Source organism: Streptomyces sp. NBC_01092, from assembly GCF_045039535.1.
In the GTDB taxonomy this organism is placed as follows: domain Bacteria; phylum Actinomycetota; class Actinomycetes; order Streptomycetales; family Streptomycetaceae; genus Streptomyces.
In genome coordinates this window covers 7,548,811-7,567,139 of sequence record NZ_CP108659.1, presented here as the reverse complement: position 1 = coordinate 7,567,139, position 18,329 = coordinate 7,548,811, and the positions used below count along the sequence as shown (strand labels likewise).

At 70.6% G+C, this 18,329-nt stretch carries 15 protein-coding genes; 2 read left to right on the top strand and 13 right to left on the bottom strand.

All coding sequences use genetic code 11. From position 1 onward, the window contains the following. Window positions 1–84: 84 nt before the first annotated feature. The 6 genes from trmD to proS form a co-directional block, all read right to left on the bottom strand. Complete coding sequence (gene trmD, locus OG254_RS34505) at window positions 85–918, bottom strand: tRNA (guanosine(37)-N1)-methyltransferase TrmD (RefSeq protein ID WP_405589625.1); 834 nt, start codon at window positions 916–918, stop codon at window positions 85–87. Continuing rightward, complete coding sequence (rimM, locus tag OG254_RS34500) at window positions 918–1,469, bottom strand: ribosome maturation factor RimM (RefSeq protein ID WP_405589622.1); 552 nt, start codon at window positions 1,467–1,469, stop codon at window positions 918–920. The genes trmD and rimM overlap by 1 nt, the downstream gene beginning before the upstream one ends. A gap of 85 nt (window positions 1,470–1,554) precedes the next feature. Next, entirely contained in the window at window positions 1,555–1,794 is a 240-nt protein-coding gene (locus OG254_RS34495) for an RNA-binding protein (protein WP_005479813.1), read from the bottom strand. A 2-nt stretch (window positions 1,795–1,796) separates the two neighbouring features. After that, window positions 1,797–2,216 carry a 30S ribosomal protein S16 gene (gene rpsP, locus OG254_RS34490; protein WP_405589619.1) on the bottom strand — a complete coding sequence of 140 codons (420 nt, stop codon included), beginning with the start codon at window positions 2,214–2,216 and terminating at the stop codon, window positions 1,797–1,799. A 351-nt stretch (window positions 2,217–2,567) separates the two neighbouring features. Further along, window positions 2,568–3,164: a hypothetical protein gene (locus OG254_RS34485; protein WP_405589616.1), complete on the bottom strand. Its 597-nt coding sequence runs from the start codon at window positions 3,162–3,164 to the stop codon at window positions 2,568–2,570. Between the two features lie 261 nt (window positions 3,165–3,425). Next, complete coding sequence (gene proS, locus OG254_RS34480) at window positions 3,426–4,871, bottom strand: proline--tRNA ligase (protein ID WP_405589613.1); 1,446 nt, start codon at window positions 4,869–4,871, stop codon at window positions 3,426–3,428. Between the two features lie 199 nt (window positions 4,872–5,070). On the opposite strand from proS, the gene OG254_RS34475 reads away from it, so the two are divergent. Then, window positions 5,071–5,928 (top strand): SAM-dependent methyltransferase, encoded by an 858-nt coding sequence (locus tag OG254_RS34475; protein ID WP_405589610.1) that lies wholly within the window; start codon window positions 5,071–5,073, stop codon window positions 5,926–5,928. Here the strand turns inward: OG254_RS34475 and ftsH are convergent. The 6 genes from ftsH to OG254_RS34445 form a co-directional block, all read right to left on the bottom strand. Then, window positions 5,925–7,862, bottom strand: a complete 1,938-nt coding sequence (gene ftsH / locus OG254_RS34470) for an ATP-dependent zinc metalloprotease FtsH (RefSeq protein ID WP_405589608.1) — start codon at window positions 7,860–7,862, stop codon at window positions 5,925–5,927. The two genes, OG254_RS34475 and ftsH, sit on opposite strands and share 4 nt — an antisense overlap. Before the next feature lie 121 nt (window positions 7,863–7,983). Continuing rightward, a complete protein-coding gene (gene ffh / locus OG254_RS34465; protein ID WP_405589605.1) occupies window positions 7,984–9,540 on the bottom strand; it encodes a signal recognition particle protein in 1,557 nt (518 codons plus the stop codon). A 301-nt stretch (window positions 9,541–9,841) separates the two neighbouring features. Continuing rightward, window positions 9,842–12,292 (bottom strand): [protein-PII] uridylyltransferase, encoded by a 2,451-nt coding sequence (locus tag OG254_RS34460; RefSeq protein WP_405589602.1) that lies wholly within the window; start codon window positions 12,290–12,292, stop codon window positions 9,842–9,844. 24 nt (window positions 12,293–12,316) lie between these two features. Next, entirely contained in the window at window positions 12,317–12,655 is a 339-nt protein-coding gene (locus tag OG254_RS34455; RefSeq protein WP_003997576.1) for a P-II family nitrogen regulator, read from the bottom strand. Next, entirely contained in the window at window positions 12,652–13,995 is a 1,344-nt protein-coding gene (locus OG254_RS34450) for an ammonium transporter (RefSeq protein WP_405589599.1), read from the bottom strand. The genes OG254_RS34455 and OG254_RS34450 overlap by 4 nt, the downstream gene beginning before the upstream one ends. A gap of 338 nt (window positions 13,996–14,333) precedes the next feature. Then, a complete protein-coding gene (locus OG254_RS34445) occupies window positions 14,334–15,827 on the bottom strand; it encodes a hypothetical protein (RefSeq protein WP_351188374.1) in 1,494 nt (497 codons plus the stop codon). 457 nt (window positions 15,828–16,284) lie between these two features. On the opposite strand from OG254_RS34445, the gene OG254_RS34440 reads away from it, so the two are divergent. Beyond that, window positions 16,285–16,941 (top strand): bifunctional DNA primase/polymerase, encoded by a 657-nt coding sequence (locus OG254_RS34440; protein WP_405589595.1) that lies wholly within the window; start codon window positions 16,285–16,287, stop codon window positions 16,939–16,941. 97 nt (window positions 16,942–17,038) lie between these two features. Here OG254_RS34440 and ftsY read toward each other — a convergent pair whose 3' ends face one another. After that, window positions 17,039–18,250, bottom strand: a complete 1,212-nt coding sequence (gene ftsY / locus OG254_RS34435) for a signal recognition particle-docking protein FtsY (protein ID WP_405589592.1) — start codon at window positions 18,248–18,250, stop codon at window positions 17,039–17,041. Window positions 18,251–18,329: the final 79 nt, after the last annotated feature.

The following is an 18,329-nucleotide window of genomic DNA, read 5'->3' as shown; positions in this document are numbered from 1 at the left end:
GTTCGTGAGGATGCTGTCCGCGTCGGGGCGGGCGTCGTGTCCCCCTGTGGCAGGGGCGCACGCCGGACGGCGCACAACAGCGGCCTATTCTTCCATGCCCTCGGTCCTGCGCCAAAATCGGCCGAACCGCTCCCCCTCCGGGTCGGGCATCCAGCCCAGGATGGAGAGCATCTCGCGGTCCTTCTTGTCGAAGGCCTTGGGGTCGCAGCGCTCGATGAGGTCGGGCCGGTTGGCCGTCGTACGCCTCAGGGCCTCGTCGCGGCGCCACCGGGCGATCTTGCCGTGATGGCCGCTGACCAGCACCTCCGGGATGTCCCGGCCGCGCCACTCGGGCGGCTTGGTGTAGACGGGACCCTCCAGGAGGCTCGCCATCGCGCCGGGCGCGAAGGAGTCGTCCCGGTGGGACTCGGCGTTGCCCAGGACGCCGGGCAGCAGGCGGGCCACGGCCTCCGTGATGACCAGGACGGCCGCCTCCCCGCCGGCGAGGACGTAGTCGCCGATGGACACCTCGTGGACGGGCATCCGGGTGGCGTACTCGTCGATGACGCGGCGGTCGATGCCCTCGTAGCGGGCCGGCGTGAAGATCAGCCAGGGCCGCTCGGAGAGTTCGACGGCGAGTTCCTGGGTGAAGGGGCGGCCGCTGGGGGTGGGGACGATCAGGGTGGGCGCGCCGGAGCCGGTCTCGTAGCCGTCGGCCAGGACGGAGTCCAGCGCGTCGCCCCAGGGGTCGGTCTTCATGACCATGCCGGGGCCGCCGCCGTACGGGGTGTCGTCGACCGTGTTGTGGCGGTCGTACGTCCAGCGGCGCAGGTCGTGCACCTGGACGTTCAGCTGCCCACGCGCGCGTGCCTTGCCGACCAGGGAGACGTTCAGGGGCTCCAGGTACTCGGGGAAGATCGTGACGACGTCGAGCCTCATCAGCTCTCGTCCTCCGCGTCGCGCGACGAGGCGATCTCCGCGCGGTCGTCGATCAGACCCGGCGGCGGCGTGATGACCGCGCGCTGCTGCTCCAGGTCGATCTCGGTGACGATCGCCTCGACGAAGGGGATCATCACCTCGCTCCCGTCGGGACGCTCCACGATGAAGAGGTCCTGCGAGGGCAGGTGCGAGATCTCGGTGATACGGCCGACCTCGACACCGTCCTTCGTCACCACGTCCAGGTCCATGAGCTGGTGGTCGTAGTACTCGTCGTCCTCCTCCGGCAGCTCCTCCGGATCGACCTCGGCGATCAGGAGGGTGTTGCGGAGGGCCTCGGCGCCGGTGCGGTCCTTCACGCCCTCGAAGCGCAGGAGAAGGCGTCCGCTGTGGACGCGCCCGGTCTCGATGGTGAGGGGGCCCGTGGCGGCGGGGTCCGTGAGCAGGACGGCGCCCGGGCCGAGCCTGAGCTCCGGCTCGTCCGTACGTACCTCGACGGTGACCTCGCCCTTGATGCCGTGGGCGCGGCCGATCCGTGCGACTACCAGCTGCACTGTGCTTGCTCTCCTGTCGGACGACGACGGGCCGGGGACGGCCCAGTGGCCCTCCCCGGCCCGAGCCGGTGCTGTGTGTTCGGCGTCAGCGGACGTGGTCCACGTCGACGAGGTCGACGCGGACACCGCGGCCGCCGATGGCGCCCACGACGGTGCGCAGAGCGCGTGCGGTGCGGCCGTTGCGACCGATCACCTTGCCGAGGTCGTCGGGATGGACCCGGACCTCGAGCACGCGTCCGCGGCGCAGGTCGCGGGATGCGACCTGCACATCGTCAGGGTTGTCGACGATGCCCTTCACGAGGTGCTCGAGAGCCTCCTCGAGCATGCTCAGGCCCCGGCCGACTCGGACTCGGCGGCAGCCTCGTCCTTCTTCTCCGCCTTCTTCTTCTGGGTGATCGCCTCACCCTTGCCCTCGTCCTCGCCACTGAGGGCCTCGAACGACGGGCGCGCCTTCTTCGGCTCGGCAACCAGCAGCGGAGCCGGGGCGGGCTCGCCCTTGAACTTCTGCCAGTCGCCGGTCTTCTTCAGAATGGCGAGGACGGGCTCGGTCGGCTGCGCGCCGACACCCAGCCAGTACGCCACACGCTCGGCGTCCACCTCCATGACCGACGGGTTGTAGGTCGGGTGGTACTTGCCGATCTCCTCGATCGCACGGCCGTCACGGCGGGTGCGGGAGTCGGCGACGACGATGCGGTAGTGAGGCGAACGGATCTTGCCCAGACGCTTCAGCTTGATCTTGACTGCCACGGGAGTGGGTTCTCCTGGTTTTGACGTGGTTGGGCACGGCGAGACTGCCGCGTGGGGTTGCGGTACCCGAGTGCCCGATGGACGCGTCAGCCGGAGGCGAGAGGGTTCCTGTGCGGCTGTCGAGTACAGCTAGCCATTGTGCCACACCCGGCGGTCACTCTTGGCCGAGGGGTACGGCGTGGGCGCCTGGGCATCACTGAGGGGCACCCGGCGCGAAGGGTGCCCTCGAAGGGTTCTGCGACCCGGCGCGACGGGGTGCCGCCTCACATACGAGTCCGCGACGGCACCCTCGCCATCGACGCCACGTGCCGAACCGGCAGCCACGAGATGCCGGTGTCCGACGGGACGCCGCTACGCCGCTCCCACGACCTCCGGGATCCGGAACGGCTTGCCGCAGCCGCCGCACACGATCGGGGCCTGGGCCAGGACCGACGGGACGACGCGGACGTTGCGACCGCAGTCGCACACCGCCTTGACCCGGACGCCGCCGCCGGACGAGCCGTGGCGGGCGGCCGGGCCCCGGAAGGTCCGGCTCGTGTCGGCGGAGGTCGCCACGGTGTGGGCCTTCAGGGCGCGCTGGAGGCGTTCGATGGTCGGGCGGTACCGGCGCTTGGCCTCGGGGTTGAGCGTGACCAGGGAGAAGCCGCTGCTCGGGTGCGGCTCCTCGGGGTGGTCGAGGCCCAGCTCCTCGGCGATGGCGAGGAATCTGCGGTTGTGGTAGCGACCGGCCCGGGAGGTGTCGCGGACGCCGCGCGAGGCGGCGACGCCATGGACTGCCTCATGAAGCAGTCGCTCGAAGGAGAGCTCGTGACCGCAGGCGGACGACGACTCCCCGATCAGGGACTCTGGCGCGGCGAGATCCGGCAGCTCGGGGTGGTACCGCTGAATATCGGCCCACGCCTGCGCCAGTTCTGCGGCGAGAACAGGTGGTGTCTGTGTCGTGCTCACGTAATGACAACGAGCCGGAGTGCCGCTGTGTTCCGATTCCGGGCCATCCCAAATAATTTGCACGTACCCGTCAGTTGCGAATGATGCGCCCGGACGAGGGCGGGTGCGCTGATCTGCGGAGAAGCCTCACAGCTCATACCAAGCCGGTGCGTAGTCTGACGTACGCCCCGGCACGTACGCCCTGTCCACGCGCCGGTGCAACTGTGGTCCGCGGATGCGCAAGAGGCGTTTCGGTCGCTCTCGTTCCACACGGGCGTCATCTCAATAAGCGCGCGCGACGACGGCGACGTTACCGGGTGCGTCGTCGGCGTCCGGCACCGACCCGTCCTCGGCGACCAGACACCGTACGGTCACGGCCTGCTCGGCCAGTCTGGCCTCGCCTTCTTCGCCGAGCGTGGCCCACGGGACGCGTGCCCAGCCGCCGGCGGTCACCGCCTCGACCGCTTCCTCGACCGTAGACACGTCCGACGTACGGGATTCGCGGCGCTCGCGGGACTGGCGCAGCAGCAGCGCCTGGTCCTCGTCGAGGATCGTGGGGAGCAGCCCGGTCAGTGCGTCGAGCGGGACCGGTTCCTTGCCTCCCCCAGTGCCGAAAGCCTGGGAGGTACCCCCAGGGATCCGGCGGACCAGCATCGCCGTGCCGCCCTCCAGGTCACGGGGCCCGACCTCGATCCGTATGGGCACGCCCTTGAGTTCCCAGTCGACCGCGCGGCGCCCGAACGGCGTGTCCGTGCGGTCGTCGACCTGGACGCGGATGCCCGCCGCGGCCAGCCGGGCGCCGATCTCGCGGACCTTGGCCAGAACCGGCTCGTCCCCCTTGATCGCCAGGACGACGGCCTGGATCGGCGCGAGGCGCGGCGGCACGCGCAGTCCGTCGTCGTCGCCGTGCGCCATGATCAGGCCGCCGACCATGCGGGTGGAGGAGCCCCAGGAGGTCTGCCAGACGTACTCCTCGCGGCCCTCCTTCGACAGGTAGCGGGTGTGGAAGGCCTTGGCGAAGTTCTGGCCGAGCTCATGGCTCGTGCCCATCTGGAGGGCCTTGCCGTCGCCCATCATCGCTTCGAGGGTGAGGGTGTTGACGGCCCCGGCGAAGCGCTCGCTCGCGGTCTTGCGGCCCAGGACGACGTCGATACCGAGGACGTCGACCATGAAGTCGGCGTACACCTCCTTGTGGATGTGCGCGGCGTAGTCCCGGGCGTCCTCGTAGGTGGCGTGCGCGGTGTGGCCCTCCTGCCAGAGGAACTCGGTCGTCCGGAGGAACACGCGCGGGCGCATCTCCCAACGCACTACGTTCGCCCACTGGTTGATCAGGAGCGGCAGGTCGCGGTAGCTCTGCACCCACTTGGCGAAGTAGTCGTTGATGATCGTCTCGGAGGTGGGCCGGACGACGACGGGCTCCTCCAGCTCCTTGCCGCCGCCGTGCGTGACGACGGCGAGTTCGGGGGCGAAGCCCTCGACGTGCTCGGCCTCCCGCGTCAGATACGACTGGGGGATGAAGAGCGGGAAGTAGGCGTTGGCGGCACCGGCCTGCTTGATGCGGGCGTCCATCTCGGCCTGCATCCGCTCCCACAGCGCGTACCCGTACGGCCGGATCACCATCGTGCCGCGCACCGGACCGTTGTCGGCGAGCTCGGCCTTGTTGATCAGGTCCTGGTACCAGCGCGGGAAGTCATGTGCCCGTGGCGTAAGAACGGGTGCCTTTGCCATGGCCAGATGGTACGGGCCCATGTTGCCGGAATGTGAATTTCGGCCACGGACGCCCGGAACCCGCAAGCAGGGTCCCGAGACCCCTGGACGCGACGTCGGGTGCGGAGTTTCCTGGCATACGGGGGAGCGTGAGCGCACCGTCACAGGGCGCTACGGCATAGGGCACAGTGACAACTCTCTTGGGAATGGGGCGCTTTACATGACACCTACGCTCGTGCGGCAGCACCCACCCCACGCGGGCGCGACGCCCCGTGTGGACCTGTGTGCACGCGCGCGTGACTGGTCCGAGATCCAGGAGCGGATGCTGGTTCCGCTCTACGAGGCCGTCTACGAGCGACTTGAGGTGGGCCCGGGCACCCGGCTGCTGGGCCTCGGCTGCGGCAGCGGACTCGCCCTCTTGATGGCGGCGTCCAGAGGCGCGGCCGTCACCGGTGTCGAGTCCGACTCCCCCGAACGGCTGAGGCTCGCCCGGCAGCGGCTGCTGCCCGAGGCGTGGGGCACGCGCGCGCGTGCCGAGATCCGGCTCGTCGAGGGCTCGCCCGGGGACGCGTCCGACGCGCAGACGCCCGCGTACACGCTGGTGACCGCGTTCGAGCCCATCGGGTGCCTCGCGGGTGACGCGGAGGGCCTCGGTGAGACGCTCGCGGCCGTCGCTGCGCTCGCCGAGCGGGGGGCGCCGGTAGTGCTCGCCGGCTGGGGTCCGCCGGAGCGCTGCGCCACGTCGTCGGTGCTGCGCGTCGCCACCAAGCTGGCCGATCCCCTGCGCAGCACGGGCAGTTGGCGTCCGGCCCTGCGTGACGACCTGGAGGAGGTCGCCCAGCGTGCGGGCCTCAAGCCCGACGGTTCCGGGCGGGTGGCCTGCCCCTTCGGGTACGCGGACGTCGACAGTGCCGTACGGGGGCTGCTGTCGACGGGATTGTTCGACGCGGCGGTCCGCGCGACCGACCAGGCCCAGGTCGACAAGGAGTTGACCGAGGCACTGCACCCGCACCAGCGGCAGGACGGCACGGTGTGGATGCCGAACGTGTTCCGGTACCTGATCGCGCGGGTCCCCTAAGCCTCCGTGTCCTTGGCCGGCCTGGTGATCCCCGCGATCCGGTAGGCGTCCGCCTCCTCCAGGGTCTCGTTCTCCAGCAGGGCCTCCGCCAGCGCGTCCAGCTTCCCGCGGTGGTCGCGGAGTTTGCGGCAGGCCTCCTCGTAGCAGTCGTCGACGATCCGGCGCATCTCGGAGTCGATGACGTCGAGGGTCTGCGGGGCGGCGGAGAGTCCGTACGCCTGCTGGGCGTCGCTCGGCAGGGCGGACAGCCGGCCGACGCGCTCGCTCATGCCCCAGCGGGCCACCATCCCGCGCGCGATGTTGGTGACCTGTTCGAGGTCGTTCTCGGCGCCGGTGGTGACGACCCCGTAGACCACCTCCTCGGCCGCCATGCCGCCCAGCGCGCCGATGATCCGGCCGCGCAGGTACTCCTCCGAGTGCGCGTACCGCTCCACCTCGGGGGTCGACATCGTCACGCCGAGTGCCCGGCCGCGCGGCACGATGGTGATCTTGCGGACGGGGTCGGCGCCCGGCTGCAGCATGCCGAGGAGGGCGTGCCCGCTCTCGTGGAACGCGGTGCGGCGGCGGTCCTCCTCGGGCATCACGAGGGTGCGTTCGGCGCCCAGCTGCACCTTCTCCAGGGCCTCGGACAGGTCCGCCGCCGACACCTGCTCCTGGCCCCGCTTGACCGCGAGCAGCGCGCCCTCGTTGGCGAGGTTGGCCAGATCCGCGCCTGTCATGCCCGGGGTCTTGCGGGCCAGCTGGACCAGGTCCACGTCCTCGGCGAGCGGGATGTCGCGGGTGTGGATCCGCAGGATCGCCTCGCGTCCACGGCGGTCCGGCGGGGAGACGTTGACGACCCGGTCGAAGCGGCCGGGCCGGGTCAGTGCCGGGTCCAGGATGTCGGCGCGGTTCGTCGCCGCGATGACGATCACGCCCTCCGAGCCGGAGAAGCCGTCCATCTCGGTGAGGATCTGGTTCAGGGTCTGCTCGCGCTCGTCGTGACCGCTCACCGACGCGCCGCCGCTGCGCACCCGTCCGATGGTGTCGATCTCGTCGATGAAGATGATCGACGGCGCCACCTTGCGGGCCTCGGCGAACAGCTCACGGACGCGGGAGGCGCCGACGCCGACGATCATCTCGATGAACTCGGACGCCGAGGCGGAGAAGAACGGCACGCCCGCCTCGCCCGCGACCGCACGCGCCAGCAGGGTCTTGCCGGTGCCGGGTGAGCCCGCGAGCAGTACGCCGCGCGGCATCTTGGCGCCCATCCTGCGGTAGGCGTCGGGGTGCTCCAGGAAGTCGACGACGTCGTCCAGCTCGCCCTTGACCTCGTCGATGCCGGCCACGTCGGCGAACGTCGTACGGTCCTTGCCCGGCAGCAGCTCGACCGGCTTGGGCGGCGCCTTGCGCCCGAACATGCCGCCCGCGCCGCCCCGGCCCCCGGCGAACCGCCGGGCGACGAAGATCCACACCGCGACGATGATCACGAGCGGTGCCAGCGAGATCAGCAGGTTGACGAGGAGACCGCGCTGCTTGACGACCGGCTCCGCGGTCACCGTGACGTCGTGACTGCGCAGCTCCTGCCACAGCTCGTCGTCGGCGAAGGCCGGACGCTGCGTCTTGAACTTGGTGTAGTCGCCGTCGCCGTCGGGCTTGTCCCTGGCGCTCTTGAGCTCGCCCTGGATGGCGTCGCCCTTGGAGTAGATCTTGGAGACGTTGCCGTCGTCGACCTGCCTGCTGAACTCGGTGTAGGAGATCGTCGGCTCGTTGCCCTGGTCGAGGTAGGTCAGTCCGATGTACGCCAGCAGGAACACGATCACCGCGGTGAGGAGCAGGCTCCACCAACGGCCGCGTAGGCGCCGGCCACCGGACTTCCTGGGCGGCTCGTCCGGGGTGCCCTCGGTGCGCCACGGCTGGTCAGGGGCCTTGCGCGGTGGCGCGGCATTGCTCATATCTGGACGTTACGGCAGACAGCGGGCCATGGCACGCGCAGAGGGCGCCCCTCCTGGCGAGGGGCGCCCTCTGTGACGTACGGGACGGGACGGTCGTACGACAAAACCGTCGGGAGAACCGTCAGCCCATGAACTTCTTGAACTCGTCCGGCAGCTCGAAGTCCTGCGCGGCCGCCTGCTGACCCGGCAGTCCGAGGGCGCCTCCGGCCTGAGCGGCGGCGGCCCGGCGGGCGGCCTCCTCCTGCTCCTGCTGCTTGCGCTTCATCGGATTGCCGGAGCGCTGCTTGCCCTTGGCCTTCTTCGGCGCCTTCTTGGTACGGCCGGGGCCGCCACCCATGCCGGGCATTCCCGGCATACCGGGCATGCCGCCGCCCTGGGCCATGCGGGACATCATCTTGCGCGCCTCGAAGAACCGCTCGACGAGGTTCTTGACCGCGCTGACCTCGACGCCGGAACCCTTCGCGATACGGGCGCGGCGCGAGCCGTTGATGATCGTCGGCTCCTGGCGCTCGCCAGGCGTCATCGACTTGATGATCGCGGCGGTGCGGTCGACGTCGCGCTCGTCGAGGTTGTTGATCTGGTCCTTGATCTGGCCCATGCCCGGGAGCATGCCGAGCAGCTTGGAGATGGAGCCCATCTTCCTGACCTGCTCCATCTGGGCCAGGAAGTCGTCGAGGGTGAAGTCCTGGCCCTTCTTGGAGGCCAGCTTCTCGGCCATCTTCTGGGCTTCGGCCTGGTCGAAGGTCTTCTCCGCCTGCTCGATCAGGGTGAGCAGGTCACCCATGTCGAGGATGCGGGAGGCCATCCGGTCCGGGTGGAAGGCGTCGAACTCGTCGAGCTTTTCGCCGTTCGACGCGAACATGATCGGCTTGCCGGTGATCTGGCGGATCGACAGGGCGGCGCCACCGCGGGCGTCACCGTCGAGCTTGGAGAGCACCACGCCGTCGAAGCCGACGCCGTCACGGAAGGACTCGGCGGTGTTGACCGCGTCCTGACCGATCATCGCGTCGACGACGAACAGGATCTCGTCCGGCGAGACCGCGTCACGGATGTCCGCAGCCTGCTGCATCATCTCCTGGTCGATGCCCAGGCGGCCGGCGGTGTCCACGATCACGATGTCGTGGACCTTGGCCTTGGCGTGCTCGATGGAGTCCTTGGCGACCTTGACCGGGTCACCGACGCCGTTGCCCGGCTCGGGCGCGTAGACCGCGACGCCGGCGCGCTCGGCGACGACGCTGAGCTGGTTCACGGCGTTCGGGCGCTGGAGGTCACAGGCGACCAGCAGCGGCGAGTGGCCCTGCTCCTTCAGCCAGTGGCCGAGCTTGCCCGCGAGGGTGGTCTTACCGGCACCCTGCAGACCGGCCAGCATGATCACGGTCGGCGGCTGCTTGGCGAAGCGCAGGCGGCGGGTCTCGCCACCGAGGATCGTCACGAGCTCGTCGTTGACGATCTTCAGGACCTGCTGGGCCGGGTTCAGCGCCTTGGAGACCTCTACGCCGAGCGCGCGCTCCTTGACGTTCTTGATGAACGTGCGCACGACGGGCAGTGCCACGTCCGCTTCGAGAAGCGCGATGCGGATCTCGCGCGCTGTCGCGTCGATGTCCGCCTCGGAGAGCCGTCCCTTGCCGCGCAGGTTCTTGAAAGTCGCTGAGAGGCGATCGGAAAGAGTATCGAACACGGCGCTCGCGGTCCTCGGGGTCGGTGGCGGCTGGCAATCGCCCTCCAGGGTATCCCGGCGGCACAGGTTGCCGGGATCCCCGGTTCAGGGCCTGTCCTTCGGATCGGTGTAAGGACCGGCCCTGAGCGGACCTGGCGAAGTCGACTGCGTTTGGGCAGCGCCCCGTAGGGGCGCGGGGCTGTATCGATATGCGGCTCCGCCACGAAGGGGGTACCTCCCTGCTCGAACGAAGTTGAGAGCTTGGGGGAGCGGCCAGCCACAACGGCGCCGCAGCCGAACGACGGCACATCCAGCGGAGCGCTCAGCCCCGCAACGTCTCCTCCAGCTTGCGTGCCACGGCTGCCGCCTCGTCGCCGGGCAGCGGCGCTCCCTCGGGCCCTGTGACATAGAACGCGTCGACGGCGTTGGCGCCCGGTGTGCTGACATGCGCGCTGCGCACCCGCACGCTCGCGTCCTCCAGCGCCCGGCCGATCCGGAACAGCAGCCCCGGTGCGTCCTGGGCCCGGACCTCGATGACCGTGGCCAGCCGGGAGGCGGCCGGATGGACCGTCACTCTCGGCGGCGGTGCCACGACGCCCCGGCGACGCGGATAGGCCGCGTCCCGCTCGGCGAGACGGCCCGCGATGTCCAGGGAGCCGTCCAGCGCCCGGACGAGGTCGGCGCGCAGCCGGGCGGCCTGCGGCAGGGAGCCGTACTCGGCGGCGACCCGCCAGTTCAGCAGCAGCACGGAGCCCTCGACGCCGTCCGGCAGGTCCAGGGCGCGCAGCTCCGCGGTGCGCACGGTCAGGCGGTGCATCGCCAGGACGCCGGCCACCGCGGGCAGCACACCCGGCTGGTCGGGGACGGCGATGAGGAGCTCCACGCCGAGCGGCTCCGGGTCGCCCGAGGGCTGTTCCTCGGTCGGCGGCTCGGTCTGGGCGCGCAGCGACAGAACGGGGCTGCCGGTGGCGATCGCCTCGATGGCGAGGCGCTCCTGCTCGGCGGTGGGCGCGGCGGCCTCGGGCTCGTCCGGGTCGTCCCCGGCGAGCACGGCTCCGACCCGTTTCACCAGGTCGGCGACGAGTGACCCGCGCCAGGACGACCACGCCGCCGGGCCGGTGGCCAGCGCGTCCGCCTCGGTCAGGGCGTGCAGCAGCTCCAGGGTGCCCTGCGAGCCGACCGCCTCGGCGACCGAGCGCACGGTGGCCGGGTCCTCCAGGTCGCGCCGGGTGGCCGTGTCGACGAGCAGCAGGTGATGGCGTACGAGGGTGGAGAGCACGGCCACGTCGTCGCGGTCGAAGCCGATGCGCGCGGCCACGTCCTTGACGATGATCTCGCCGGCCACCGAGTGGTCGCCGGGCCAGCCCTTGCCGATGTCGTGCAGCAGCGCGGCGACCAGCAGGAGGTCCGGGCGGTGGACCCGGCGGGTGAACTCGGAGGCGCGGACGGCCGTCTCGATGAGGTGCCGGTCGACGGTCCAGATGTGCACGGCGTTGCGCTGCGGACGGCAGCGCACCCGCTCCCAGTCGGGCAGGAAGTGGGTGATCAGCCCCTCGGCCTCCAGCGCCTCCCACACCTCGACCGTCGGCCGCCCGGAGCCCAGCAGCGTCACGAGCTGTTCGCGCGCCTCGGCGGGCCAGGGGGTGGGCAGCGGCCGCGCGCCGGCCGCCATGCGCCGTACGGCGTGCAGGGAGAGCGGAAGTCCCGCCTGTGCGGCAGCGGCCGCGGCGCGCAGGGGCAGCACGGAGTCACGGTCGGGGCGCGCGGCGCGGGCGAGCACCACCTCGCCGTCCTGCTCCACGACGCCCTCGGCGAGCGGGGAGCGCTCGGCGGTCGGCTTCGCGCCGCCGCCCAGCATGGCGCGCAGACGTGGCCGCACGGCGCGCGCCCGTAGCACACGCCCCACTTCGCGCCAAGTGACGTCACTGGCATACGAGATGACGCGCGCTGCCTCGTACACCTGCCGCAGCAGCGTATCGGCGTCGAGGAGCCCGAGCTCGGCGGCGACCTGGTCCTGCTCCTGGAGCGCCAGCCGGTCGGTCGCCCGCCCGGTGGACAGGTGCAGGGCGTCGCGTACGTCGAGCAGCCGGCGCCGGGCGTCGTCGAGGCCCTCACGCGGGGCGTCGGCGAGCCAGGACGCGGCGACGGCGCGCAGGATGGTGGCGTCCCGCAGGCCGCCGCGCGCCTCCTTCAGGTCGGGCTCCAGCAGGTACTGCAACTCGCCCTGGCGCTCGGCGCGTTCGACGGACAGCTCCTGGAGCTCGGGCAGCCGCTTGGGCGCCTGGTTGCGCCAGTCGGCGAGCACCGACGTGCGCAGTGCGGCCGTAAGTCCCAGGTCGCCCGCGATGTGCCGGGCGTCCAGCAGGCCCAGCTGGACCTTGAGGTCCTCGCCGGCGGTCTTGCGGGCCTCGGCGGGCGTGCGCACGGAGTGGTCGAGGGCGAGACCGAGGTCCCAGACGGGGTACCAGATGCGGTCGGCCAGTGCGGCCACCGCCTTGCTGTCGCCGCCGTCGTGCAGCAGGAGCAGATCGAGGTCGCTGCGCGGGGACAGCTCGCCGCGGCCGTATCCGCCGACGGCGATCAGGGAGACCCCCCGCATTCCCTCGGCGCCGGCCGCGAACAGGCCGGTCAGCCACTCGTCGGTCAGCTCCGCGAGGGCGGCACGGCGCGGCGGCCCGGACCGCGCCCCCTCGGTGAGGAGACGCAGCCGGGCCGCCGCGTAGCCGCTGGGTCCCGAGTCCTCTGCTTCGTTACGCACGTCCGTACTCGACACCCAGCAGCTCCTGTTCTTCTTCTGTCAGAGCGCGTCGGGTCCGCGCTCGCCGGTCCGGACCCGTACGGCCGTCTCGACCGGCAGGGACCAGACCTTGCCGTCACCGATCTTGCCGGTGCGGGCGGCCTTGACGATGACGTCGATCAGCTGCTCGGCGTCGTCGTCCTCGGCCAGGACCTCGATGCGGATCTTCGGGACCAGGTCGACGGTGTACTCGGCACCGCGGTAGACCTCGGTGTGGCCCCGCTGACGACCGTAGCCGCTCGCCTCGGTGACCGTCAGACCGTGTACTCCGAAGGCCTGGAGGGCTTCCTTGATCTCGTCGAGCCGGTGGGGCTTGACGACTGCGGTGATGAGCTTCATGCGTCCACCTTCTTGCTCGCGGCCGCGGCGGCCGGGGCGGGGGCGGCCGTCCGGGCGGCGCCGCCACCGGCGCCACTGAAGTCGTATGCGGTCTCGGCGTGCTCGGCCTGGTCGATGCCGGCCACCTCGTCGTCCTCGGAGACCCGCATTCCGATGGTCTTGTCGAGGATGAAGGCGAGGAGCGCGGAGACGATCAGCGAGTAGGCCAGGACGGCGAAGACACCGGCGCACTGCTTCCAGAACTGGGTCAGGCCGCCGCCGTAGAAGAGACCCTCGACCGTGGACTGGCCCTTGCCGCTGGCGAAGAGGCCGATCAGCAGGGAGCCGACGACACCGCCGACCAGGTGGACGCCGACGACGTCGAGCGAGTCGTCGTAGCCGAGCTTGTACTTCAGGCCGACGGCCATGGCGCACAGCAGACCGGCGATGGCACCGACGGCGATCGCACCGAGCGGGGAGACCGCGCCGCCGGACGGGGTGATGGCGACCAGACCGGCGACCGCGCCGGAGGCGGCGCCCAGCGTGGTGAACGCGCCGTGCCGGATCTTCTCGTAGATGAGCCAGGCCAGCATGGCGGCGGCGGTGGCGACCTGTGTGTTGACGAACATCAGCGCGCCGACGCCGTCGTCGTTGCCGAGCCACGAGCCGGCGTTGAAGCCGAACCAGCCGAACCACAGCAGACCGGCGCCGAGCATGACCAGCGGGAGGCTGTGCGGGCGCATCGGGTCCTTCTTGAAGCCGATGCGCTTGCCGATGACGAGGATCACGCCGAGCGCCGCGGCACCCGCGTTGATGTGGACCGCCGTACCACCGGCGAAGTCGATCACACCGAGCTCGAAGGCCCAGCCGCCGGAGCCCCAGACCCAGTGCGCGACCGGGAAGTAGACGACCGTGACCCACAGCGCGACGAACAGCGCCCACGCCGTGAACTTCACACGGTCGGCCAGAGCACCGCTGATCAGGGCGGGCGTGATGATCGCGAACATCAGCTGGAAGACCATGAACACGAAGATCGGGATGGTGTAGCCGTCCCACAGCTCCGTCAGGCCGATGTTGCTGAGGCCGACCCAGTCGGAGTTCCAGCCGATGAGGCTGCCGGAGTCCGTACCGAAGGCCATGGAGAAGCCGTACAGCACCCACAGGATGGTGACGATCCCTATGCTGATGAAGCTCATCATGAGCATGTTCAGCGTGCTCTTGACGCGGACCATGCCTCCGTAGAAGAAGGCAAGGCCCGGGGTCATGATCAGGACCAGGGCGGAACAGATAAGCATGAAGCCTGTGTTGGCGGACGACAGCGTGGGTGCGTCCGCCGCAAGCGTGATGGCGGCTGATGCCATCGGCGTCTCCTCGTCATTGGTACGGCCCCGTGCGGGCGAAGCCTGAGCGGAATGAGGGGTGGGCCGGTTATGCGCCATGAGATTGGCGCAGCGCCGTTTCGGTCGAAGCCCCTCGTTGTTTCGCCACCGTGACGAAGGCGCCCTGCGTGTTACGCCTCGATGAACTGCCGGATGTGCGGCTGCCGGATCGTTATCGTGGCGCAACCTTCACTGAAGGAAGAAAAGGACCGGCCGCGGTCGGCCTTCCGATGACCTGGCATGGGGGAGCCGAGTCGGGCAGTTCGGGAGGGCCGGCCGCGGCCGGGGTTCTGGGGTTTCCGCGGGATTCGCCCGCGGTGTCAGACCGCCTCCGCGGTCTCCGGGAGCTCGACGGCGAGCTTGTCCGTCAGGTCCACGACCTCGGCGAGATCCCCGAAGTCGCGTACGGCCGTGTCGACCGTCTTTCGAATACGAGTGTTGACGCGCTCGGAGCGCACTTTCTTGGCGACGAGCATGGCCTGCTCCGCATAGGCCGCGCTCTGCCCGGGCTCACGCCGCAGCAGATGGACCGTGGCCATCCCGATGAGGTTCAGCGCATACGACCGCTGGTGCTCGCCGTCCTTCGCGAACAGATCCACGGCCTGCTGCATCAGCGGCTCGGCCAGCGAGGCGTACGTCGGGCTGCGGCCGGCGACATAAGCGAGGTCGCGGAAGGAGTGGGAGTTCTCGCCGTACAGCTCGGCCTCGGAGAAGAAGCGGATCCAGTCGGGGTCCGGGTCGTCCCAGTCGTCGGCCTCGGAGAAGGTGTCCTCGGCCATCCGGACCGCCCGCTTGCACTTGCCGGGCTGGCCCATGTTGGCGTACGCGCGGGCCTCCATCGCATACAGCATCGACTGGGTGCGCGGGCTCGCGCAGTCCCGGCTGCCGTACTGCGCGAGATGGATGAGCTCCAGCGCGTCGTCGGGCCGGCCGAGGTGGATCATCTGGCGGCTCATGCTGGACAGGACGTACGAGCCGAGCGGCCGGTCGCCGGCCTCCTTGGCGGCGTGCAGCGCGAGGACGAAGTACTTCTGCGCGGTGGGCTGGAGCCCGACGTCGTACGACATCCAGCCGGCCAGCTCCGCCAGCTCGGCGGCGACCTTGAACAGCTTGCGGGTCGTGGATTCGGGCTGGGGCTCCTGGAGCAGGTCCGTCACCTCGTGCAGCTGGCCCACGACCGCCTTGCGGCGCAGGCCGCCGCCGCACTGGGCGTCCCACTGCCGGAACATCACGGTGGTGGACTCCAGCAGGTCCAGCTCGGGCTTGGACAGCCGGCCACGCGCGCGTGAGGACGGGACGGGCCGGGACTCCTGGTACGGGGCGGGCGGCGCCGGGACCAGCCAGCGCTGCATCGGCTCGATGAGCGCCGGGCCCGCGGACAGGGCCAACGAGCTCCCGAGGAAGCCGCGCCGCGCCAGCATCAGGTCGCTGCGCGAGAACTCGCTGAGGAGGGCCACCGTCTGCGGGGCCGTCCAGGGCAGGTCGACGCCGGACACGGAGGGTGACTGGCGGGCGGCACGCAGGCCGAGGTCCTCGACGGAGACGACGCAGCCGAAGCGCTCGGAGAACAGCTCGGACAGGATCCTGGGGATCGGCTCGCGGGGGTTCTCGCCGTCCAGCCAGCGACGCACGCGGGAGGTGTCGGTGGAGATGTGATTGGCGCCCAACTGGCGGGCCCGGCGGTTCACTTGGCGGGCGAGTTCGCCCTTCGACCAGCCGCTGCGCACGAACCAGGACGTGAGAAGCTCGTTCGGGCGCTTGTCAGCGTGCGATGCGCCACCGGCACTCGTACCGCTTCCGCTGTTGCCGCTCACTGGAACGCCCCCATCCCTTGGACCACTTGTCACCGAGTGCGCCAAGCCCTATCAGAATGCCGGTAAATACGGTCGGCCGTCCGGCGGTTCTCACCCTTCGAACGGAAAGCCGACTTGCCCCCGGCATACCCACGAGCGCATGAGCCCCGAAGCTTCGTGCACTCACGGTAATCCTACGATCACTGCTCCAGCCATGGCGATCCCTGAATCGCCACCATTCGCCACCCCTTCGAATGAACTCACGGTCGCCTCCACGCGATTCACTTGACATAGGACGGCCGGAAGTGGGCGGAGCGAAGCACTCAGGGGCGCGTGTTGCCCGGCCCACAACCCGGAGCACTTCCAAGCGCCGCATGGACCGCGCGACGCCATGGGGTACCCGACCGCCCAGGAACACACAGGGTCACGTTCCGCTTTCGCGTCGTAACCACCGGCGCACTGGACCGTTGGAGGGGGCATGGGCTTCACGATCGGCGGCATCCGGGAGATGCGATCCGGCTCGCGGCGACGCGGCCGCTCCTCGGAGTGCACCGCCGTCGCCGAGTTCACCGGACTGTGGGGCTGGGACGCGGTGCCCGGCGCACGCGCCGCCGCGGGCGCCTGTTCGTGCGGCCGCTCGGACTGCGACGCGCCCGGCGCGCACCCCCTGGACTTCGCGCCCCGGATCCCGGCGGGGGCCCCGCTCGACGAGGTCACCAAGACCTGGTCGGAGTTCCCGGGCGCCGCGGTGATGCTGCCGGTCGGGCGGGCGTTCGACGTGATCGAGGTGGCCGAGCCCGCCGGACGCCGCGCGCTGACCCGGCTCGAACGCATGGGCCTGCCCCTCGGCCCGGTCACCGCCACTCCGGACGGCCGCGCCCACTTCTTCGTCGCCCCCGGCGCCGCCGCCGAGCTCCCCGAGATCCTCTACCGCATGGGCTGGGACGACCCGACCCACCTCGACCTGCGCGGCCTCGGCCCCGGCACGCACCTCACGGCCCCGCCGTCCGACCGGGGCGGCCTGGGTCCGGCACGCTGGCTGCGCCCGCCGGCGCTGGACACGGCGACGAAGCCACCGGCGGCCCGGCTGCTGCTGGGGACGCTGGCCTATGTGGCCCACAGGTCGCGCGCATAGACGTACACATAGACGTACACAGCGAAGCGCCCGACTCCCAACTGCACCTTGGGAGGCGGGCGCTTCTTCGAGCACGTACCAAATTCGGTAGGTGGGGTCACTCTCCGATAAGGGCGTCAACGAACGCCTCCGGCTCGAACGGCGCCAGATCGTCGGCGCCCTCCCCGAGCCCGATCAGCTTCACGGGCACGCCCAGCTCGCGCTGCACCGCGACGACGATGCCGCCCTTGGCCGTGCCGTCCAGCTTGGTGAGCACGATGCCGGTGATGTCGACGACCTCGGCGAAGACACGGGCCTGCACCAGGCCGTTCTGCCCGGTGGTGGCGTCCAGCACGAGCAGAATCTCGTCCAGCGGCGCGTGCTTCTCGACGACCCGCTTGACCTTGCCGAGCTCGTCCATGAGGCCGGTCTTGGTGTGCAGGCGCCCGGCGGTGTCGATGAGGACGACGTCGGAGCCCATCTCCTTGCCCTCCTTCACCGCGTCGAAGGCGACGGAGGCGGGGTCGCCGCCCTCCGGCCCGCGCACGGTGTGGGCGCCGACGCGCTCGCCCCAGGTCTGGAGCTGGTCGGCGGCGGCGGCACGGAAGGTGTCGGCGGCGCCCAGGACCACGCTGCGGCCGTCGGCCACGAGGACGCGGGCGAGCTTGCCGGTGGTGGTGGTCTTGCCGGTGCCGTTGACGCCGACGACCATCACGATGCCGGGCTTGCTGGCCTCGGGCTCGGTCTTGACCACGCGGTCCATGTCGGTGCCGACCAGCTTGAGGAGCTCCTCGCGCAGCAGGCCGCGCAGCTCCACGGGGGTGCGGGTGCCGAGGACCTTGACGCGCTCGCGCAGGCCGTCGACGAGTTCCTGGGTGGGCGCGACGCCGACGTCGGCGGTGAGCAGGGTGTCCTCGATCTCCTCCCAGGTGTCCTCGTCGAGGTGCTCGCGCGACAGCAGCGTGAGCAGCCCCTTGCCGAGGGCGGTCTGCGAGCGGGAGAGCCGGGCGCGCAGGCGGATGAGGCGGCCGGCAGTGGGCTCCGGAACCTCGATCTCGGTCGGCGGGAGCTCTTCGACGACGGGCGGTTCCTCGACGGCGACCCCGGTCGAGCCGTCGGGAAGATCCACCTCCTCTATGGTCCGGCGCGGTTCGTCGCGCGGTGTCTCGGCCTCGTCGCCGACGTGCGGCTCGGCCGGAGGGGCGGTGATGTCGGGGGCGGCGGGCGGCGGCGGGGGCAGCTGCTTCTTACGGCGGCTGCCGACGATGAGCCCGCCGAGCGCGCCGAGCACGACCACGGCGATGACTACAGCAAGGATGACGATGTCCATAACCCGTCCAGTATCGGCCATGGAGTCCGGCGACACCCCTCTGGATGTCTGACACACCGTCAGCTAACGTCCGCCTTCA